This is a genomic window from Luteimonas sp. TWI596 (assembly GCF_039674105.1).
Classification (GTDB): Bacteria; Pseudomonadota; Gammaproteobacteria; order Xanthomonadales; family Xanthomonadaceae; genus Luteimonas.
In genome coordinates this window covers 1-20,805 of sequence record NZ_JBDJMU010000018.1, presented here as the reverse complement: position 1 = coordinate 20,805, position 20,805 = coordinate 1, and the positions used below count along the sequence as shown (strand labels likewise).

19 protein-coding genes are annotated in these 20,805 nt (G+C 69.5%); 8 read left to right on the top strand and 11 right to left on the bottom strand.

Annotated elements, in window-relative coordinates; genetic code table 11:
* The first annotated feature begins 59 nt into the window (after positions 1-59).
* From ABE487_RS13625 to ABE487_RS13610, 4 genes are all read left to right on the top strand, one after another.
* Positions 60-800: a hypothetical protein gene (locus ABE487_RS13625; protein WP_346448668.1), complete on the top strand. Its 741-nt coding sequence runs from the start codon at positions 60-62 to the stop codon at positions 798-800.
* Positions 801-870: 70 nt separating this feature from the next.
* Positions 871-2,568, top strand: a complete 1,698-nt coding sequence (locus ABE487_RS13620) for a M28 family metallopeptidase (RefSeq protein ID WP_346452128.1) — start codon at positions 871-873, stop codon at positions 2,566-2,568.
* An 89-nt stretch (positions 2,569-2,657) separates the two neighbouring features.
* Complete coding sequence (locus tag ABE487_RS13615; RefSeq protein ID WP_346452127.1) at positions 2,658-3,347, top strand: HAD-IB family hydrolase; 690 nt, start codon at positions 2,658-2,660, stop codon at positions 3,345-3,347.
* On the top strand, positions 3,344-3,670 hold the full coding sequence (locus tag ABE487_RS13610) for a DUF4326 domain-containing protein (protein ID WP_346452126.1): 327 nt from the start codon (positions 3,344-3,346) through the stop codon (positions 3,668-3,670). The genes ABE487_RS13615 and ABE487_RS13610 overlap by 4 nt, the downstream gene beginning before the upstream one ends.
* Positions 3,671-3,690: 20 nt before the next feature.
* Here the strand turns inward: ABE487_RS13610 and tyrS are convergent, their stop codons facing one another.
* Positions 3,691-4,896, bottom strand: coding sequence for a tyrosine--tRNA ligase (gene tyrS / locus ABE487_RS13605; RefSeq protein WP_346452125.1), 1,206 nt, complete (start codon positions 4,894-4,896; stop codon positions 3,691-3,693).
* A 186-nt stretch (positions 4,897-5,082) separates the two neighbouring features.
* Here tyrS and ABE487_RS13600 point away from each other — a divergent pair, with 186 nt between their 5' ends.
* Together ABE487_RS13600 and ABE487_RS13595 are read left to right on the top strand one after the other, a co-directional pair.
* Positions 5,083-6,558 (top strand): peptidoglycan DD-metalloendopeptidase family protein, encoded by a 1,476-nt coding sequence (locus ABE487_RS13600; protein ID WP_346452124.1) that lies wholly within the window; start codon positions 5,083-5,085, stop codon positions 6,556-6,558.
* A 55-nt stretch (positions 6,559-6,613) separates the two neighbouring features.
* Positions 6,614-7,744, top strand: coding sequence for an anhydro-N-acetylmuramic acid kinase (locus ABE487_RS13595; protein WP_346452123.1), 1,131 nt, complete (start codon positions 6,614-6,616; stop codon positions 7,742-7,744).
* A 17-nt stretch (positions 7,745-7,761) separates the two neighbouring features.
* Here ABE487_RS13595 and ABE487_RS13590 read toward each other — a convergent pair whose 3' ends face one another.
* From ABE487_RS13590 to ABE487_RS13570, 5 genes are all read right to left on the bottom strand, one after another.
* Positions 7,762-8,580: a hypothetical protein gene (locus ABE487_RS13590; protein ID WP_346445637.1), complete on the bottom strand. Its 819-nt coding sequence runs from the start codon at positions 8,578-8,580 to the stop codon at positions 7,762-7,764.
* Positions 8,581-8,756: 176 nt separating this feature from the next.
* Positions 8,757-9,695, bottom strand: coding sequence for a heme o synthase (locus ABE487_RS13585; protein WP_346445636.1), 939 nt, complete (start codon positions 9,693-9,695; stop codon positions 8,757-8,759).
* A gap of 1 nt (position 9,696) precedes the next feature.
* Positions 9,697-10,896, bottom strand: a complete 1,200-nt coding sequence (locus tag ABE487_RS13580; RefSeq protein ID WP_346445634.1) for a COX15/CtaA family protein — start codon at positions 10,894-10,896, stop codon at positions 9,697-9,699.
* A complete protein-coding gene (locus ABE487_RS13575; RefSeq protein WP_346448652.1) occupies positions 10,896-11,480 on the bottom strand; it encodes a hypothetical protein in 585 nt (194 codons plus the stop codon). Before ABE487_RS13575 ends, ABE487_RS13580 begins: the two co-directional genes overlap by 1 nt.
* Positions 11,477-12,214 (bottom strand): SURF1 family protein, encoded by a 738-nt coding sequence (locus tag ABE487_RS13570; protein ID WP_346452122.1) that lies wholly within the window; start codon positions 12,212-12,214, stop codon positions 11,477-11,479. The genes ABE487_RS13575 and ABE487_RS13570 overlap by 4 nt, the downstream gene beginning before the upstream one ends.
* A gap of 65 nt (positions 12,215-12,279) precedes the next feature.
* On the opposite strand from ABE487_RS13570, the gene ABE487_RS13565 reads away from it, so the two are divergent.
* Positions 12,280-12,498: a twin transmembrane helix small protein gene (locus ABE487_RS13565; RefSeq protein ID WP_183427272.1), complete on the top strand. Its 219-nt coding sequence runs from the start codon at positions 12,280-12,282 to the stop codon at positions 12,496-12,498.
* Positions 12,499-12,599: 101 nt separating this feature from the next.
* Here the strand turns inward: ABE487_RS13565 and ABE487_RS13560 are convergent, their stop codons facing one another.
* The 5 genes from ABE487_RS13560 to coxB are packed head-to-tail and all read right to left on the bottom strand — an operon-like array spanning position 12,600 to position 16,793.
* Positions 12,600-13,484, bottom strand: a complete 885-nt coding sequence (locus ABE487_RS13560) for a cytochrome c oxidase subunit 3 (RefSeq protein WP_346445629.1) — start codon at positions 13,482-13,484, stop codon at positions 12,600-12,602.
* A 47-nt stretch (positions 13,485-13,531) separates the two neighbouring features.
* Complete coding sequence (locus ABE487_RS13555) at positions 13,532-14,116, bottom strand: cytochrome c oxidase assembly protein (protein ID WP_346445628.1); 585 nt, start codon at positions 14,114-14,116, stop codon at positions 13,532-13,534.
* Positions 14,113-14,262 (bottom strand): hypothetical protein, encoded by a 150-nt coding sequence (locus tag ABE487_RS13550; protein WP_183427366.1) that lies wholly within the window; start codon positions 14,260-14,262, stop codon positions 14,113-14,115. The genes ABE487_RS13555 and ABE487_RS13550 overlap by 4 nt, the downstream gene beginning before the upstream one ends.
* Positions 14,263-14,266: 4 nt before the next feature.
* Positions 14,267-15,889 (bottom strand): cytochrome c oxidase subunit I, encoded by a 1,623-nt coding sequence (ctaD, locus tag ABE487_RS13545; protein WP_346445626.1) that lies wholly within the window; start codon positions 15,887-15,889, stop codon positions 14,267-14,269.
* Positions 15,890-15,908: 19 nt separating this feature from the next.
* Positions 15,909-16,793: a cytochrome c oxidase subunit II gene (gene coxB, locus ABE487_RS13540; protein ID WP_346452908.1), complete on the bottom strand. Its 885-nt coding sequence runs from the start codon at positions 16,791-16,793 to the stop codon at positions 15,909-15,911.
* 484 nt (positions 16,794-17,277) lie between these two features.
* Between coxB and putA the strand changes: the two genes are divergently transcribed.
* A complete protein-coding gene (putA, locus tag ABE487_RS13535; protein WP_346452121.1) occupies positions 17,278-20,472 on the top strand; it encodes a bifunctional proline dehydrogenase/L-glutamate gamma-semialdehyde dehydrogenase PutA in 3,195 nt (1,064 codons plus the stop codon).
* The last annotated feature ends 333 nt before the right edge of the window (positions 20,473-20,805 follow it).

Genomic DNA, 20,805 nt, shown 5'->3' with positions numbered 1-20,805 from the left:
GCGGCAAGCTACGGTCGACGGCGGGCTCCGCCCGCTCCGCCCTTCCTTGAGGTCCACCCATGTCCGCTGCCCGTCCGCATCGCCCCGCCCGCGCATTGCTTGCGTTCGCCCTCGCCCTGACTGCCGGCGCCGCCTGCGCCCAGGCCGACGTCTCGAAGGTCAACGGCGGGATCACCGCCGAGGCCGGCCAGGCCTACGGCGACCTGTCGACGGTCAACGGCGGCATCCGCATCGGCAACGGCGTCCGCGCCAAGGACGTGGAGACTGTCAATGGCGGCATTCGCGGCGACGACGACATCCAGGTCGGCACCGTGGAGACCGTCAATGGCGGCATCATGCTGGGCACGCGGGCGCGCACCCGCAGCCTGACGACCGTCAACGGCGGCGTCCGCCTGGGACAGGACGCGCAGATCGCCGGCAGCATCGAGAGCGTCAGCGGCGGCGTGTTCGTCGATCGCGGCGGACGGGTCGACGGCAACGTGGCCACGGTCAACGGCGCGATCGGCCTGGTCGGCACCGAAGTGACTGGCGACGTGAAGACGGTCAACGGCGACGTCACCATCGGCGCTGCGTCGAAAGTGCGCGGCGGCCTGACGGTCGACAAGCCCTCCTCCAACTGGTTCCCGGTGACGATCAACCGCCGCAGCCCGCGGGTGATCGTCGGCCCCAATGCGGTGATCGAAGGTCCGCTGACGTTCAAGCGCGAGGTCACGCTGTACGTGCACAACAGCGCGCGCACCGGCCCGGTCAGCGGCGCCACCGCGATCGCCTACGACGGCGCGCAGGCCCCCAGGGACTGAGCACCACCGCGCATCGGCAGCTGAACGACCATATAGTGCGGCGTCCCCAGCTTGCAGGAGTGATCCCCGGATGCGCAGACCCCACTTGATGCTGGCCCTGCCGGCCGCGCTCGCACTCGCGGCATGCGGCGCCCAGGACAAGGCGGCCGACACCGCAGCGACGTCCCCCGCGCCCGACGCCGCGCACACGTTCTCGCCCGAGATCACCGGCGCGGACTTCGGCGAACTGGTTAAGACGCTGGCCTCCGACGAATTCGAGGGCCGCGCGCCGGGCACCGTGGGCGAAGAGCGCACGGTCGAGTACATCAGCGCGCAGTTCAAGCGCATCGGCCTGCAGCCGGGCGGCGACAACGACAGCTGGTACCAGACCGTGCCGATGGTCGAGACCACGGCCGACGAGTCGACCGTGCTCAAGCTCACCACCGCCAAGGGCGCACGCGACCTGGCGTTCGGCCGCGACATGGTGCTGGGTACCCGCACCGGCAAGCCGCAGATCGAAGTCGCCGACAGCGAACTGGTCTTCGTCGGCTACGGCGTCGACGCACCCGAGCAGAACTGGAACGACTACGCGGGCCTCGACGTCAAGGGCAAGACCGTCGTCATCCTGGTCAACGATCCGGGTTTCCACGCCCAGGATGCGTCGCTGTTCGAGGGCGAGCGCATGACCTACTACGGCCGCTGGACCTACAAGTTCGAGGAGGCCGCGCGCAAGGGCGCGGCCGCGGCGCTGATCGTGCACGACACCGCCGGTGCCTCCTACGGCTGGGACGTGGTCAAGAACTCGTGGTCGGGCGCGCAGTTCGATCTGCGCCCGCAGGACGATCCCGAACCGCGCCTGCCCGCGCAGGGCTGGATCACCGGCGACGTCGCCCGCGCCCTGTTCGCCGACGCCGGCCTCGACCTCGACGCACAGATCCAGGCCGCCAATCAGCGGGGCTTCAAGCCGGTGCCGCTGAACGCCAAGGTGTCGTTCGACCTCAAGAGCACGGTGGCCGAGAAGAGCTCGCGCAACGTCGTGGGCATCCTGCCCGGGACCGAAGCGCCGGACGAGGCGATCCTCTATCTCGCCCACTGGGACCACCTGGGCAAGCACGAGGGCGAAGGCGACACGATCTACAACGGCGCGATCGACAACGCCACCGGTGTGGCCGGCATCATCGAGATTGCCGAGAAGTTCGCCACCGCCGAGCCCAAGCCGAAGCGTTCGCTGGTGTTTCTGGCGGTCACGCTCGAGGAATCGGGCCTGCTGGGCAGCAAGTACTACGTCGCCCAGCCGAGCATCGACCTGGCGCAGACAGTCGGCGTGATCAACCTCGACGCGATGAGCGTCGCCGGCCCATCGCGCGACTTCGTGGTCACCGGCAAGGGCAGCTCGGAGCTGGAGGACATCCTGAAGACCTACGCAGACCAGCAGAACCGCACGCTGGTCGAGGAAGGCAACCCGGCCGGCGGCTACTACTTCCGCTCCGACCATTTCAACTTCGCCAAGGCCGGCGTGCCCGCCCTCTACGCCAAGGGCGGCAACGACCTGATCGAAGGCGGCGTCGCTGCCGGCAAGGCAGCCAGCGACGACTACGCCACGCGCTATCACCAGCCCGGCGACGAGTACAACCCCGACTGGAATCTCGACGGGGTCGTGCAGGACCTCGAGGCGCTGTACGGCGTCGGCCGCACGCTCGCCGATGGCGACCGCTGGCCGAACTGGTACGACGGCAATCCGTTCAAGGCCACGCGCGACGCGGCGCGCGGCCAGACCGGCACGCCGTAACCGAGGACGCCGGCCGGGCAGGCCGGCCATTGCAACATCGTGCGAAGGGCGGCGGCGACGCCGCCCTTCGTGTTGGCGAGGACCGCCCGATGCCCACACGCACTGACCCGCAGGCCAACCTGCCGTCATCCTCGACCCGACCCGCGGACATGCTCGATGCCGTTGGCCCTGTCGCGCTGCCCGACCTCGCGCTGTTCGACTTCGATGGCACGATCACCACCCGCGAGACCTTCCCCGATCTGCTCGTCGCCGCGACGCCACGCTGGCGGCTGATCGTCGGACGCGTGCTGTTGGCGCCGGTCGTGATCGTCTACCGGCTGGGCCTGCTGTCGGGCATCCGTACACGCGCAGCCCTCGTACGCTACGCCTTCTCCGGACTGCCGGCCGAGCGCGTCGCCGCGGCCGGCGCGAAGCTCGCGGCCACGCGACTGCCCGCGCTGGTGCGCCCGCAGATGCAGGCGCGGATGGACTGGCATCGTGCACGCGGCGATACCGTGGTCGTGGTCTCGGGCAATCTCGACGTCCTGCTCGCGCCCTGGTGCGCGGCCCAGGGCGTGGCCCTGCTGTGTTCGACACTCGAACAGGCCGACGGCCGGCTCACCGGCCGCTATGCGGGCGCGCAGTGCGCCGGCGACGAGAAGGCCCGGCGGGTGCATGCCGCGTATCCGCGTGAGGCATTCGCGCAGGTATACGCCTACGGCGATACCGACGAGGATCTCGCGCTGCTGCGCAGCGCCGACGATGCGACCTGGCGCGGTGCGCCTTGGCCGCCGGCATGACCACACCGGTCCGCCTGCGGCTTTCCCGTCGTCGCGGATTCGATCTGCAAGCGCATTCGCATGCGGTCAACGGACTCCCGGCGACGGTCGTCGCGCGCCCCGGGCGCTGGGGCAATCCCTATCGGATCGGCGTCGACGGCGATCGCGCGACCTGCGTCGCCCGCTACGCCGCGCACATGGCGACCTGCGCCGACGCACCGGATCTCGCGCCGCTGCGCGGCCGCAACCTCGCCTGCTGGTGCCCGCTCGACGGCCCCTGCCATGCCGACGTTCTGCTGGCGCTGGCCAACCCGGAACAGAGGGCGCCACACGACCGATCCTGATCGACCGGCCGCCTGCGCGCTCAGCCGATCAGCCGCACCCGCGCGAAGTTGCGCTTGCCGACCTGCAGCACGCCCTCGAAGCCGGGCATGAACACCAGGCCGGCGTCTTCGACGACGGCGCCATCGACCTTGACCGCGCGCTCCTTGAGCTTGCGGTTGGCCTCCGAGTTGCTCGGGGTGATCCCGGCGGCGGTCAGCAGCGCGGCGATGCGCAGGCCCTCGGCGGGCACCGCGACATCCTGCAACGGCAGCGCGGTCACATCGCCCTCGCCGGTCACCGCCGCATGCCAGCCGGCGATCGCGGTCTGCGCCGCGTCGGCGTCGTGGAAGCGCGTGGCGAGCTCGCGGGCCAGGCGCAGCTTCACATCGCGCGGGTTCAGCGCGCCGGCTTCGACATCGGCCTTGAGCGCCGCGGCCTCGTCGATGCCGATCTCCAGACTCAGCAGTTCGATCCAGTTCCACATCAGCGCATCGCCGATCTTCATCGTCTTGTTGACGATGTCGATCGCCGGATCGGTCACGCCGATGTAGTTGCCCAGCGACTTGGACATCTTGGCCACGCCGTCCAGGCCGACGAGCAGCGGCATCGTCAACACGACCTGCGGCGCCTGGCCGTGGTGTTCCTGCAGCGCGCGTCCCATCAGCAGGTTGAACTTCTGGTCGGTGCCGCCGCACTCGACATCGGCGCGCAGCGCCACCGAGTCATAGCCCTGCACCAGCGGGTAGAGAAACTCGTGGATCGCGATCGGCTGCTGGCCGGCGTAACGCTTGGCGAAGTCGTCGCGCTCGAGCATGCGCGCGACCGTGTGCGTGGACGCCAGCCGGATCATGTCCGCCGCGCCCATCGCCCCGAACCATTCGGAGTTGAAGCGCACTTCGGTACGCTCGGCGTCGAGCACCTTGAACACCTGCGCCTTGTAGGTCTCGGCATTCGCCAGCACATCCTCGCGCGAGAGCGCCTTGCGCGTGGCGCTCTTGCCCGACGGGTCACCGATCATCCCGGTGAAGTCGCCGATCAGGAAGATCACCGTGTGGCCCAGGTCCTGGAACTGGCGCAGCTTGTTGAGCAGCACCGTGTGTCCCAGATGCAGGTCGGGCGCAGTGGGGTCGAAGCCGGCCTTGATCCGCAGCGGGCGACCGAGCGCGAGCCGGGCCTGCAGGTCGTCGCGCTTGAGGATTTCATCACTGCCGCGTGCGATCAGGTCGAGGGCGGAGATCTGGGACATCGGGGAAGGCGTCTCTCGAAAGACCCGCGGCGTATTCACGATGTGAATGCGCCTGCGACGGGCGTTAACGTGTCGTTATCTGGTGAATAGAAGAAAAATTCCTGCGCCGTCAGTCATTTGACGCATGGAGCTCACATCTCTATGTTACCGCGCTGACACGTCTTTCACGCACCGGGATCCGCCACGATGACGACACCCGTCCCGCCGCAGGCCGACGCCCATCACCGGCGCGTGCTCCATGACAACCTGCAGGCGGCAGCGCGGAATACGGCGCAGGAAGGCAGCGCGCGCAGCATCCGGCTGTATCCGGGGCGTTGGACGCGCCGCGATTGGGCCCATGCCAGCTTGTTCGCGACGCTCGGCGCACTGGTCGTTGCGCTGGTCCCCGGGTTCTCGCATGCGATGCGCGACGGCGACGACGATGATCATCAGTTGGTCACCATGTCGCTGGCGCTGCCGCCGCTGACCGCGCAGCAGCGCAGCGCGCAGCAGATACACGACAACTGGCAACTGGTCACCGTCGCCCAGGGTCAGACGCTGGGCTCGATCTTCTCCGATCTCGACCTGCCGGCGGCAACGATGCATCGCATCCTCGAGCTGCCCGATGCCAAGACCAAGCTCACACGCATGCGCCCGGGCACCGAGCTTGGGTTCGACATCGCCGCCGACGGCAGCCTGCAGAAGCTGCGCTACGACCGCAGCGACACCGAGCGTGTCGAGCTGACGCTCGCCGGCGACGCCGTCCAGGAACAGGTCATCGAGCGCCCGGTCGAGATCCGCAACGTCGTCATCAGCGGCCAGGTCGGCCGCTCGCTGTTCCACTCGGCACGCCGGCTGGGCCTGTCGGGCGCGAACATCAACACGCTGACCGACGAAGTCTTCAAGTACGACATCGACTTCAACACCGACGTCACCCAGAACGATCGTTTCAGCGTGGTCGTCGAGCAGATCTGGCGCGAAGGCGAGCTGATCCGCAGCGGCCCGGTGCAGGCGGCGGTGTTCACCGCCAAGGGCAAGCCGTTCTCCGCGTTCCGCTTCGAGCACGATGGCAAGGCCGAGTACTACAACGCCGAAGGCCGCCCGCTGAAGAAGAGCTTCATCCGCATGCCGATCCAGTACGCGCGGCTGAGCTCGCGCTTCGGCAGCCGCCGCCACCCGGTGCTGGGCACGATGCGCATGCACAAGGGCGTGGACTACGCCGCCGCCACCGGCACGCCGATCATGGCCGCCGGCGATGCCCGCGTGCAGTTCAAGGGCACCCAGCGCGGCTACGGCAATGTCGTGATCCTCGACCACGGTCGCGGCCACACCACGCTCTACGCGCACATGTCGCGCTTCGGCAATGTCCGCCAGGGCCAGCGTGTCTCGCAGGGCACGGTGATCGGCTATGTCGGCTCGACGGGCCTGGCGACCGGTCCGCACCTGCACTACGAGTTCCGCGTCAACGGCCAGCACCGCAACCCGCTGCAGCACACGATGCCCGAGCCCGACCCGCTGAGCGGCACGGCACTGGCGCAGTTCCGCCAGCAGACCGGTCCGGCGCTCGCCCGCATCCGCGAAGTCGAGGACATCATCTACGCCGACGTGCCGGCGCGTCCCGATCCCGAGCGCGCCGACCGCCAGGTCGCCAGCGCCGACGCGGGTCGCAGCACCCGCGGTTGATCCCACGCCCGGCGCCAGCCGGGCGTTTCGCATGCCCCGAGCCCTGCGCGTGCCCATGTCCGACCTGTTTCTCGGCCTGATCTCGGGCACCAGCGCCGACGGCATCGATGCGGCGATCGTGCGCTTCGAGGACGGCGACGGCCGCTTGCGGGCCGACCTGCGCCTGGGCCGCACCTATCCCTGGCCCGAGGATCTGCGCACGCAGCTGGTGGCGCTGGGCCAGCAGGCCGCGCCGCTGACCCTCGACGACCTGGGCGAGCTCGACAGCCGGATCGCCGAGGGCTTCGCGCAGGCCGCCAACCGGGTGCTCGCCGAAGCCGGGCTGACGGCCGCGGACATCGCGGCGATCGGCTCCCACGGCCAGACGCTGCGCCACCGCCCGCAGGGGCGCCATGGCGACGGCCAGCACGGGTTCACCCTGCAGCTCGGCGACCCGTCTCGGATCGCCGAGCGCACCGGCATCCGCACCGTGGCCGATTTCCGCCGCCGCGATGTCGCCGCCGGCGGCCACGGCGCTCCGCTGCTGCCGGCACTGCACGCCGCGCTGCTGCACGCGCCCGGCGAGGACCGGGCGGTTCTCAACCTGGGCGGTATCGCCAATCTCACCCTGCTGCCGGCCGACGGCGGCGCGGTGCGCGGCTTCGATACCGGTCCGGCCAACGGGCTGATGGACGCCTGGTGCCTGCGGCACACCGGCCAGCCGTTCGACCGCGGCGGTGCGCTGGCGGCCGGTGGCCGGGTCGACCCGACGCTGCTGGCACGGCTGCGTGCGGCCCCCTGGTTCGCGCTGCCGCCGCCCAAGTCCTCGGGCCGCGACCAGTTCCATCTGGACTGGGTCGAAACCGCGCTGACCGGTCACGAGGCACCGGCCGACGTGCAGGCAACGCTGCTGGCGCTGAGCGCGACGACGATCGCCGATGCGCTCCGCGCCACCCAGCCGAGCACCGCGCGCCTGATCGCCTGCGGTGGCGGTGTGCACAACCCAGCGCTGATGGCGGCGGTGGCCGATGCCCTGCCCGGCGTCGCAGTGGTGTCGAGCGCCGCGCACGGGCTCGACCCCGACCACGTCGAGGCCATGGGCTTTGCGTGGCTGGCCCGGCAGACCGTGCTCGGCCTGCCGGGCAATCTGCCGTCGGTGACCGGCGCCGCCGGCCCGCGGGTGCTCGGCGGCGTCTACCCGGCCTGAGCGGCCGGACGCGCGCCTCAGGCGGAGGTGTCGGGCGAGGCGCCCAGCACCGCGAACGCAGCCTGCCGCTCGGCCTGCGTCAGATCGATGCGCTCCAGCCCGGCATCGAGCAGCAAGGCCGGCCCGCCGGACGCCGGACGCAGCGCCAGGGCCTGGGTTTCACCATCGGGGGTATCGACCAGCAACGGGGCTTCGCGCTTGCCGAAACGGACGTTCTGCTTGCCCGCGGCGCGGCCGGGCAGCTTGCCGTAGGCGTAGGTGACCACCGTGCCCCCGAACGAGGACTGCGCCGCCTTGACCTCGACCGGCTCGGGCGTCCAGCGCTGTGGCTGCTGCGCGGCGCGGTTGATGCGGCCGTTGCGCACCCAGGTGACGATCGCCACGACGCCGAGGCCTGCGAAGATCCCGAACAGCACCAGGAAGAACGCCACGCGGTTCCAGATGCGCTCAAGGCCAATGCTCAGCGCCGCCTTCGACGGGTCGTCGGCCGCCACGACCAGACTCGCCGCGTAGTCCCCGCGCGAGAACGACAGGAACATCAGCGAGATGTGCTTCTCGTAGTCGACGCCATCGACGCGGTAGGCGACATCGGCCTCGCAATCGGTGAACACCGCCTTGCGCGTCGTGCAGCGGCCATCGCGCAGGTCGTAGTCCTCGAGCTCAAGCGGATTGGCGCGGATCTGCAGGTCCTGCAGCAGCCCGGGCGCCTGCCACCAGGCGATCGCACCGGCGACCAGGAACAGCAACAGGGCCAGCAGCGGGCCGCCGCCCATGCCGACGGCATTGCGGGTGAAACGCAGATCGCGCTGTGGCAGCAACGCCTGGAGATTCGACATGAGGGATCCTTGGGGGAGGAACAGGGAATGTCCGCACGGCCCGTCGGCCGGTCGCTGGAACGGCGCAACGCGCACGATCACAGGCTGGCGGCAGGCGCGCCCGCGCGGAGGGCGCTATGTTGCCGCATTCATGAAATCGTTTCCAGAATCCGCCGGCAGGCTGATTCCTTGCCCCGTCAGCCCACGCGCTGCCAGTCCAGGCCGCCGCCGGACAGCCCGCCCGCCCCCGGCAGCCACGGCAGCAGCCAGTGGTCGACCAGCAGGAACGCGAACAACGCCATCAGGTACACCACCGAGTAATTGAACATCCGCATCGCGAAGAACTCGTCCGGCGGATCGAGCAGTCGCCAGGCATACCAGAGGAACACCAGGCCGAGCACGACCGCACCGCCCAGGTAGAACAGCCCGCTCATGCCGATCGCCACCGGCAGCAGCGTGATCACCACCAGCAACACGCTGTAGATCAGGATCTGCCAGCGCGTATAGGCCACGCCGTGGGTGACCGGCAGCATCGGCACCAGCGCGCGGGCGTAATCCTCGCGGCGGAAGATCGCCAGCGCCCAGAAGTGCGGCGGCGTCCACACGAACACGATCAGCACCAGCAGCAGCGCGTGCGCCCAGTCCCACTGCCCGGTCATGCCGGTCACCGCGGCCCAGCCCAGCAACGGCGGCGCGGCGCCGGCGATGCCGCCGATGACGATGTTCTGCGGCGTCGCACGCTTGAGAAACCCCGTGTAGACGACCGCGTAGCCGATCAGCGAGGCGAACGTCAGCAGCGCGGTGAGCGTGTTGACCAGCAGCACCAGGATCGCCATCGACAACGCGCCAAGCACCAGCGCGAACGCCAGCACCTGCCCCGGCCGCAGCGCCCCGGTCGCCAGCGGACGATGCGCCGTGCGCGCCATGACCTTGTCGATGCGCTGGTCGATCAGGTGATTGATCGCCGCCGCCGATGCCGCCGCCAGCCAGATGCCGAGCAGGCCGAAGACGCTCTGTCGCGCCGGCGGCAGCCCCGGGACGGCCAGGAACATGCCCACCAGCGCGGTGAACACGATCAGCGCGACCACCCGCGGCTTGGTCAGCGTCCAGTACTCGCGTGCCTTGCTGCCGGCCATGTCAGTCGGGCCGCCGCAACCGCGCCAGCAACGAGACCAGCACGAACAGCAGCAGCGCGGCGCCGCCGTTGTGCAGCACCGCGACCCACAGCGGCAGCGCGAGCTTGACGTTGAGGATGCCCAGCGCGACCTGGGCCAGCGTCAGCGCGCCCAGCGCCGCCGCCCAGCCGCGCAGGCCGGGCGTGCGCGACAGGCGCACGACGAAGGCGAGCAGCGTGACGAACACCACCACCGCCATCGCGCGGTGCGCCAGTTGGATCGCGATACGCGCCGCGCCGTCCAGCACCCCGCCCTCGTAGTCGACGCCGACGCCGCGCCACAGCACGAAGCCTTCGCCAAAATCGCCCCGTGGCCACCACTGGCCGACGCACTTGGGGAAGTCGCCGTAGTGATGGACCGCGGTCGTCCAGCCGCCGGCGCCGCAGGCGAGCGCGGCGTAGTTGGCGCTGACCCAGCCGCCGAGCGCGATCTGCACGCCGACCACCGCGATCGCCGCGAGCGTCCACCGTCGCAAGGTGTCGGCCTGCGCCAGCACGATCGGCTGCATCGTGGCCCGCCAGGCCATCCACAGCAGCAGCGAGAACGTCAGCATGCCGCCGAGCAGGTGGCCCATGACGATCACCGGCTTGAGCAGCAAGGTCACCGTCCATTTGCCCAGCAGCGCCTGGAAGATCACCACCGCCAGCGTCAGCACCGCCGCACGCGCCAGGTCGATGTTCGACCAGCGCAGCGCCGCGAACAGCAGCAGCGCCTCCCCCAGCGCGGCGACCGCGAGTGCGGCCATCGTGTCGCCGCGCATGTACAGCGGGATCGCCAGCGCGACCAGCAGGGCCGCGCCGATCACCTGCAGCACGCCGTGACGCCGGCGGCGGACCGCCAGCAGCGCCAGGCCGAGCACGAACACGCCCAGCGTCGCCGCCAGGTGGCGGTGCACCTGCTCGCGCCAGGCCTTGTGGGTCTCGAACGGCCGGATCGCGCTCGCGGCGTGGTCGCTGACGTCGGTGGCGGCCTGCGGCCAGGTCGCGCGCCCGTAGCAGGTCGGCCAGTCCGGGCAGCTCAGGCCGGCGTCGGACAACCGCACGAACGCGCCGAACACGATCACGCACAACGTCAGCGCCGCCGCAAACCAGGCGATGCGGTGGAAGTGGCGATGGACGGCCGGGCGATAGGACGTGGCGTTCGAGGGCGGGCTGTGGGTCATCAGCGGAGTCTGAGCAACTTGGCCATATCCGCACGCAGATGCCCCGGATCGAAGCCGGGAGCGTAGCGCAGGATCACGAACCCGTTGGGGTCCACGACGTAGGCCGGGACACCATTGTCCGCTTCGCCGACGCTGCCGTCGACGCGGGGCAATGTCGCACGCAGGCCGGGGTCGGCCTGCAGCTCGCGCCACGCCGTATTGCGCACCGCGCCTTCAGGCACCGGGCCCAGCCACAGGATGTCGACATGGTCGGCGTTGCGGCCGAACAGCTGCCACACCAGGTCGAGCTCGCGCGACAGCGCGACACAGGCCTCCCTGCAGTCCGCGGGCGGCGCGACGAGGATCCGCCAGCGGCGCTCCACTGGCTGCCAGGCGTAGGCGCTGCCATCGAGCAGCCGCGGGATGCGCGCACGCAGGTCGGCCGGCGGATCGAGCAACTCGCCATGATTCTGCATGCCGGCCGGCCGCCAGCCCGAGAAGCGCAGCGCGCCGGCGACGACGGCGCTGCCCAGAAACAGCACCACGATCAGCACCAGCAACCAGCGATTGCGGTCGCGCTGCGCGCGCGGGACGGACGATGTCATCGGCGGGACTTCCGGAAAGTGAGCACCAGGGCGGTGACCAGCACGGTCAACGCCAGGCCGAACCATTGCACGGCGTAGCCCAGGTGTTTTTCGGGCGGCAAGGTGTTGGGCAGGATCGCCAGATCGCGACCATAGCCGACCGGCAGCGCAGGATCGAGCCGCAGCACGCGCGGCGGCAGCGTCGGCACACCGGCGGCCGAGGCGATCGCCTGGGCATCGAAGCGCGTCATCAGCCAGGCCGGGCCCGGCCCGATCGCAGGCCCCAGCGCCAGCCCGGCCGATGGCGGCGGCGCCAGCAGGCCCCGCAGGTCCATCGGCGGTCCGATCACCCCGTCGCCGGCCAGCACCTCGGCCGACGGCATCCGCGCCGTGCGGTCGGCGATCGGCACCCAACCCAGATCGACCAGCAGCGGCGGCGCACCAGCGTCAGGGGCGAACAGGCGATAGACGCGCAAGCCAGGACGGCCCGCATGGATCTGGTTGTCGAGCACGAATGCCGGCGTATCGAGGAAGCGCCCACGGCCGGCCGCCCAATCGTAGTCGCGCTGGCGATGCGGGTCCGCGGCCTGCGCCAACGGCACCGCCTGGCGTTCGGTCAAGGTCTGCTCGACGGCATCGAGCATCGCCCGCTTGTCGTGCATCCGGCCCAGCTGCCACTGACCGAGTCCGGCGAACGCCACCGCCAACAGCACCGCCGCCGCCCACCCGAGGACGCGTCCGCCGCGCCGGCTCACGCACCGCCGCCCGCGGACTGCAATAATCCGCTCATATCCCTGGTGCCACGGAGTCCGTGATGGTCATGAACGAGTCGCTCAAGCTGCTGCTGATCATCGGCTTCGTCCTGCTGATCCTGTGGAACCTGGGCGCCGGCCTGTACTACATGCTCAACGACAAGGGCCGCAGCAACCGGACCGTGAACGCCCTGACCCGCCGCATCGGGCTGTCGGTGGCGCTGATCGCGCTGGTGCTGCTGGCGATCTGGATGGGGTGGATCAAGCCGCACGGCGTCTACGGCTGAGGTCGGGACCGGTCATTGGTGCGGGGTGATCGGGGCAAGCGCGGGCGGGCATGCGCCGGGCTTGTTTCACGACTCACCCGGCACCATCGCCTGCTTCGTCCTCAGACGACGTAGACGAACAGGAACAGAATCAGCCACACCACGTCGACGAAGTGCCAGTACCAGGCCACCGCCTCGAAGGCGAAGTGGTTCTCGCTGGTGAAGTGGCCACGGAAGCAACGCAGCCAGATCACGATCAGCATGATCGTGCCGAGCGTGACATGCGCCCCGTGGAAGCCGGTGAGCATGAAGAACGTCGAGCCGTAGATGCCAGACCCCAGCGTCAGGTTGAGGTCGCGGTAGGCGTGGACGTATTCCTCGATCTGGAAGAACAGGAACACGCAGCCCAGCGCGATCGTCGCGCCCAGGAACACCAGCAAGCGGGTGCGGTGCGCAGCGCGCAGCGCGTGGTGGGCGATGGTGATCGTCACGCCCGACGCCAGCAGGATCAGCGTATTGATCAGCGGCAGGCCCCAGGCCGGGATGGTCTGGAACACCCCGCCCACGTCCCCGGGGCCGGCGGTCGGCCACGCGGCGCTGTAGCCGTCCCACAGCACCGAGTTGGTCATCGCGCCCGAGCCCTCGCCGCCCAGCCACGGCAGCGCCAGCGTGCGGGCGTAGAACAGCGCGCCGAAGAACGCGGCAAAGAACATGATCTCCGAGAAGATGAACCACACCATCCCCATCCGGAACGACACGTCGACCTGCTTGTTGTAGTAGCCCGACACCGACTCGAGCACGACGTCGGCGAACCACTTGAACAGGATCAGCGCCAGCCCGGCGATGCCGACGAAGAACGTCGTGCGGCCCCAGCTGGCCTCGTTGAACCAGCTGGCCAGGCCCAGCATCGTCACGAACAGCGCAACCGACGCGAACAGCGGCCACTTGCTGTCATGCGGCACGAAGTAGACGTTGGGATCCTGGTGTTCGGTCTTCACGTGGGCCATGGCGGTATCCGGGTGGCGGCGCGGTGTCGAAAGATGAAGCGGGACGCTCAAGGCGAGGCGCCCAGCCGCGCGTCACGCGGCGGGGCAGCATCGGCGACCAGCCGCGAGGTCAGCACATCGTTCTTGAAGAACGTGTACGACAGCGTGACCGTATTGACGTCCCGCGGCAGCGAGGGGTCGATGATGAAGCGGACCGGCATGTCGCGGGTTTCGCCGGCCTGGAGCGTCTGTGCGGTGAAGCAGAAGCATTCGGTCTTCTGGAAGAAGCCCGACGCCCGCGCCGGCGCGACCGACGGTGTGGCGCTGCCGACGATCGGGCGCGCGCTGTCGTTGTGCGCGTAGTACGTGGTCTCGTACTGCTCGCCCACGCGCACGCGCATGCGGGTCTGGTTGGGTCGGAACGACCAGGGCAGGTGCGAATTGACGCTGGCGTCGAACTCCACCGTCACCCAGCGCTCCTCCACGCCCGCGGCCGACTGCGACGGCGCCGCGACGGCGCTGTTCTCCAGGCGGATGCCGAACACCTTCTCGCAGGCGATGCGGTAAAGCGGCACCAGCGAAAAGGTGAACGCGAACGCGGCGACCGAGACCGCCACCAGCTTGCCGATCCCCAGCGAACGTCGCGCACTCATGCCAGCAGCACCCCGCGCAGGATGAAACCGGCGTAGATGCACAGCGCGACCACCGCGATCGTCAGCGCCGTGCGGCGCGCGCGGCGGCGGCGGGCGGCCAGGTCGTCGTGGGCATCGGGCGTGGGCATCGCGGCGCGCAGCTCCATGGCCTCAGTGGCTGATGTCGTCGTGCGCGAGGTCGCCGGGCTTGAGCACCGGCGGCTTGGCGAAGGTGTGGTGCGGCGCCGGCGACGGCACGGTCCACTCCAGGCCCTTGGCGCCTTCCCACGAGCGCGCGGCCGCGGGCGCGCCGCGCAGCTTGGAGTGCAGCAGGATCGCGAACATCAGGAACGGCGTGGCGAACATGCCGAACGCGCCGATCGAGCTGACCAGGTTCCAGTCCGCGAACACGACGTTGTAGTCGGGGATGCGGCGCGGCATGCCGGCCAGACCCAGGAAGTGCTGCGGGAAGAACAGCAGGTTGACGAACACGATCGTCCACCAGAAGTGCACCTTCGCCCAGAACTCGCTGTACATCCGCCCGGTCCACTTCGGCCACCAGTAGTAGGTCGCCGCGATGATCGAGAACAGCGCGCCGGTGACCAGCACGTAGTGGAAGTGCGCGACGACGAAATAGGTGTCGTGGTACTGGAAGTCGGCCGGCACGATCGCCAGCATCAGGCCCGAGAAACCGCCGATGGTGAACAGGATGACGAACGCGACCGCCCACAACATCGGCGCCTCGAACGTCAGCGAGCCGCGCCACATCGTCGAGACCCAGTTGAACACCTTCACGCCGGTCGGGATCGAGATCAGCATCGTGGCGAACATGAAGTAGATCTCGCCGCCCAGCGGCATGCCCACGGTGAACATGTGGTGGGCCCAGACGATGAAGCTCAGGAACGCGATCGCGGCCGTGGCGTAGACCATCGCCTGATAGCCGAACAGCGGCTTGCGGCTGAAGGTGGGGATGATCTCGCTGACGATACCGAACGCCGGCAGGATCATGATGTAGACCTCGGGATGCCCGAAGAACCAGAAGATGTGCTGGTACATCACCGGGTCGCCGCCGCCGGCGGCGTTGAAGAACGAGGTCATGAAGAACTTGTCGGTCAACAGCATCGTGACCGCACCGGCGAGCACCGGCATCACCGCGATCAGCAGGAACGCGGTGATCAGCCAGGCCCAGCAGAAGATCGGCATCTTCAGCAGGTCCACGCCCGGCGCGCGCATGTTGAGGATCGTGGCGATGACGTTGATCGCGCCCATGATCGAGCTGATGCCCATCATGTGGATCGCGAAGATCGTCAGCGACACGCTGTTGCCGCCCTGCAGCGACAGCGGCGGGTAGAGCGTCCAGCCGCCGGCCGGGCCGCCGCCGGGCATGAACAGCGTCATCAGCAGCAGCGTGAACGCGAACGGCAGGATCCAGAACGACCAGTTGTTCATGCGCGGCAGCGCCATGTCCGGCGCGCCGATCTGCAGCGGGATCATCCAGTTCGCCAAGCCCACGAACGCGGGCATGACGCCGCCGAAGATCATCACCAGCGCGTGCATGGTGGTCATCTGGTTGAAGAACACCGGGCTGACGTGCTGCAGGCCCGGCGAGGCGAGCTCGGTGCGGATAATCACGCTCATGCCCGCGCCGATGATGAACATCACGAAGGAGAACAGCAGGTAGAGCGTGCCGATGTCCTTGTGGTTGGTGGAGAAGAACCAGCGCTGGACGAAGCCCTGTCGGTGGGCGTGATCGTCGTGGTGCGCGTCGGCAGTGGCGGTGTGCGTCGTCGACATGGCATTCAACCTCGAGCGATCAGCCGGCCGCGGGTGCGGCGGGGGCGGAAGGGGTCTGCGCGGCAGCCGCATCGGCGGCCTCCGCATCGGCCTGCGCCGGGGCGGGCTCAGGTTCGGCGGCGGGCGGCGCATTGCGCGCCTTCTCGGCGGCCAGCCAACTGTCGAACTCGGCGCGCGGCACCGCGCGCACGACGATCGGCATGAAGGCGTGGTCCTTGCCGCACAGTTCCGCGCACTGACCGCGGTAGATGCCCGGTTCGAGGATCTCGGTCCAGGCCTCGTTGACGATGCCCGGGATGGCGTCCTGCTTCCAGCCCAGCGCCGGCACCCACCAGGAGTGGATCACGTCGTCGGCGGTGACCACGAAACGGACCTTGGTGTCGGTCGGCAGCACCAGCGCGTTGTCGACATCGAGCAGGTAGTGGCCGTGGGCGTCGAGCTCGGCGCGCGTGGTGCCGCGGTTCTGCCGCAGCCGGTCGCTTTCGCGGTCCAGACGGCTGGTCAGGGTGACGTCCTCGCCCATGTACTCGTACTTCCACATCCACTGCACGCCGGTGACCTTGACCGTCATCTCGGCATCGCGGGTGTCGTACATGGCGATGAGCTTGCGCGTGGCCGGCACCGCCATGATGACCAACAACACGATCGGCACCACGGTCCAGATGATCTCGGCGGTGGTGTTGTGGCTGAACTGCGCGGCAACCGCGCCGCGCGACTTGCGGAAGCGGAACATCGCGACCGCCATCGCGCCGAACACCAACGCACCGATGCCCACGCAGATCCACAGCGCAAGCATGTGGGCGTCGTAGGCGTGCTGGGACGACGCGGTGACCCCACGCCCCATGTTCAGTTGCCACGGCTTGGGATCGGCGGACTGCGCCCATGTATTCGCAGACAGCGCCATCGTGGCGAGCCCGCACATCCACAGCTTGAAACGACCGGCTTGCTTCACATCGAACCCCAATGCCTGAGCTGGCGTTGTCTGGCGGGAACGCGTCCGTCCTCGCCCGGCCCAGGGGGCACCGGAACGACTGCGCAGGAGCGGCGGCGTACTGCGATAACGAATGAATGTTAGCTGTCCGCGCTCTGCTGCGGCAACCTGTCGCAGTTGCCGACGCAATGCGGTCCGGCATCTGCATGCCGGCGGCAAGCCGATGCTGCACCGCAGCATCGGCCGCGGGTGGGTGGTCGGAGATGGACACCTGGGTGCGGTTCGGGCAAGCGACCCGCCCCCTACTGTGTACCAATAAATGATGGCGCGCGGGGCCTCGTACGGGTCGCCAGCGCCGAGCCGGCACGACCGCGCTCGAGGCCGCGTCCGGCGCCTGTCTCTTTTGGCCTATCGTGGGACGACAGGGCGCCATAGAATTCGGCTTCTGCCCTCGCCGGTGCGCCCCTTGAACGCCAGCCTGTCTCCCGCCTATGCGGCGGCTCCTCTCCCGCCGCTGCGCGCGGCGATCACCGACGCCTGGACGCGCGATGAGACCCTTCATGTGCGCGAGCTGCTCGCGCAGGCGCGGCAGCCGGATGCCGACCGCGCCGCGATCCAGGCCACCGCGGCCGACCTGGTCCGCCGGGTGCGCTTGCGCGCCCAGGACCGCGGTGCGATCGAAGCCTTCATGCAGCAGTACGACCTGGGCAGCGAGGAAGGCGTGCTGCTGATGTGCGTGGCCGAGGCACTGCTGCGCATCCCCGACCAGGAGACCGCCGACAAGCTGATCCGCGACAAGCTCGGCGAGGCGGACTGGAAGAAGCACATGGGCCAGTCGGACTCGGTGCTGGTCAACGCCTCGACCTGGGGCCTGATGCTGACCGGCCGCCTGGTCGACCTGGCCGACGAGACCAAGCGCAACGTCCACGGCGCGTTCAAGCGGCTGGTCGGGCGCGTCGGCGAGCCGGTGATCCGGCTGGCGGTGCGCCAGGCGATGCGGATCATGGGGCACCAGTTCGTGATGGGGCGCACGATCGGCGAGGCGCTGACGCGTTCGCGCAAGGGCGCCAACGCCGCCTACCGCTACTCGTTCGACATGCTTGGCGAGGCCGCACTGACCCAGCGCGACGCCGACCGGTATCTCAAGGCCTACCAGGACGCGATCGACGCGATCGGCACCTCGGGCCGCTTCGACGACGAGATCGCCGCACCGTCGATCTCGGTCAAGCTGTCGGCGCTGCACCCGCGCTACGAACATGCCAAGCACGCGCGCGTGCTCGCCGAGCTGGCGCCGCGTCTGGCCGAGCTGGCCAAGCGCGCAAAGCACCATCGGATCGGCCTGACCGTCGACGCGGAAGAAAGCGACCGCCTGGAGCTGTCGCTGGATGTCATCGAGGCCGCCGTGCGGACCCCGCCGCTGAGCGGCTGGGAAGGTTTCGGCATCGTCGTGCAGGCCTACCAGAAGCGCGCGCCGTTCGTCATCGACTGGATCGCCGCGCTCGCCCGCGATCTGGGTCGGCGCATCCCCGTGCGCCTGGTCAAGGGCGCGTACTGGGACAGCGAGGTCAAGCGCGCCCAGGTCGAGGGCCATCCCGGCTACCCGGTATTCACCCGCAAGCCCAACACCGACGTCAGCTACCAGGCCAACGCGCGCCGCCTGCTGTCGGCGACCGATGCGATCTACCCGATGTTCGCCACCCATAACGCGCAGACCATCGCCGCGGTGCACCGCCTGGCCGGCACGCTGCTGGGTCCGCGCACCGTCGGCGCATCGCACCGCTTCGAGTTCCAGAAGCTTCACGGCATGGGCGACGACCTCTACGCCGAGGTCATTCCGGCCGATCGTCTGGATGTGCCGTGCCGGGTGTACGCGCCGGTCGGTTCGCACGAGGACCTGCTGCCGTACCTCGTGCGCCGCCTGCTCGAGAACGGTGCCAACTCCAGCTTCGTCAACCGGATCAGCGACGAGGACGTCGCGATCGACGACCTGATCCGCGACCCGATCGAGGTCGTCGCCGGCTTCGAGTCCATTCCCCACCCCCGCATTCCGCTGCCGGTCGACCTCTACCGCAGCCAGTCTTTCGACAGGAGCAACTCCATGGGCGTCAACCTCGCCAACGACGCGCAGCTCGCCACGCTCGCCGAGCAGATCCGCAGCGCGCCGACGACGTGGACGGCAACGCCGCTGGTGCCGGGTGCCACGGCGACCGGCACCCGGACCGAGGTCACCAACCCCGCCGACCGCCGCGTGCGCGTGGGCGAGTGGACCGCCGCCGACACCGCCACGGTCGAGCGCGCGCTGGCCAACGCGGTTGCCGCACAGCCGGGCTGGGACGCCACCCCGGTCGCCTCGCGCGCGGCGATCCTCGAACATGCCGCCGACCTGCTCGAGCAGCGCATGCCGCAGTTCATCGCGCTGTGTACGCGCGAGGCCGGCAAGACGATCCCCGACGGCGTCGCCGAAGTCCGCGAAGCGGTGGACTTTCTGCGCTACTACGCCGGCCAGGCGCGCACGGCATTCGTGCCCGAGGCGCTGCCCGGCCCGACCGGCGAGTCGAACGCGCTGCAGCTGTCGGGCCGCGGCGTGTTTGTGTGCATCAGCCCGTGGAACTTCCCGCTGGCGATCTTCGCCGGCCAGATCGCCGCCGCGCTGGCGGCCGGCAACAGTGTGATCGCCAAGCCGGCCGAGCAGACCACGCTGGTCGGCTTCGAGGCGGTGAAGCTGCTGCACGAAGCCGGCATCCCGAAGGACGTGCTGCAGTACCTGCCCGGCGACGGTGCGACCGTCGGCGCGGCGCTGACGTCCGACCCGCGCGTGGCCGGCGTCGCCTTCACCGGCTCGACCGACACCGCGCGCGCGATCAACCGTGCGCTGGCCGCGCGCGATGCCGCGATCGGGGTGCTGATCGCCGAGACCGGCGGCCAGAACGCACTGATCGCCGACTCTTCGGCGCTGCCCGAGCAGTTGGTCAAGGACGCGCTGGCCTCGGCGTTCACCTCGGCCGGCCAGCGCTGCTCGGCCGCGCGCGTGCTGTACGTGCAGGACGACATCGCCGACAAGGTGATCGGCATGATCGCCGGCGCGATGAAGGAACTGACCGTCGGCGACCCGGCGTTGCTGTCGACCGACGTCGGCCCGGTGATCGATCCCGACGCCAAGGCGCTGCTCGACGAACACGCCGCGCGGATGCAGGGCGCGGCCAAGCCGATCGCCGAGGCCCGGCTCGGATCCGGCACCGAGCACGGCACGTTCTTCGCCCCGCGCGCCTGGGAACTGCAATCGCTGTCCCAGCTCACGCGCGAGAACTTCGGCCCTGCGCTGCATGTGATCCGCTGGAAGGGCGACCAGCTCGACGCGGTTGTCGACGCGATCAACGCGACCGGCTTCGGCCTGACCTTGGGCATCCACTCGCGCATCGACGAGACCGTCGAGCGAGTCATCCAGCGCGCGAAGGTCGGCAACATCTACGTCAACCGCAACCAGATCGGCGCGGTCGTCGGCGTGCAACCATTCGGCGGCCAAGGCCAATCGGGCACCGGCCCCAAGGCCGGCGGCCCGCACTACCTGCCGCGCTTCGCAACCGAGAAGACCGTCACCATCAACACCACCGCCGCCGGCGGCAACGCCTCCCTACTGACATTGGGTGAGTAGCCGCGGCGTGCGCGGCATGCCGCGCGCGGCTGCGAACGCCCGCCGTGCGACGGCGGGCGGGATGCGTGAATCGCCGACCATTGCCGCGTAGCTCACCTTCCCCGCTTGCAGGGGAGATCGGCACGCGTCGCGGGCCGGGCGGGGGCACAGGCCGTCACGCGAAAGCCCCCCCATCCCAACCTTCCCCCGTAACCGGGGGAAGGCGCAGCGCAGCGCGCGCATCACCTCCCCCGCTTGCGGGGGAGCAACGGTGTTGGAGGTCAAGCCGCAACAGGCGTTTCGAGTCGGAATCTGGCGTTGTCTCGAAGCATGGCGTTGAGGATGGTCAGCAGC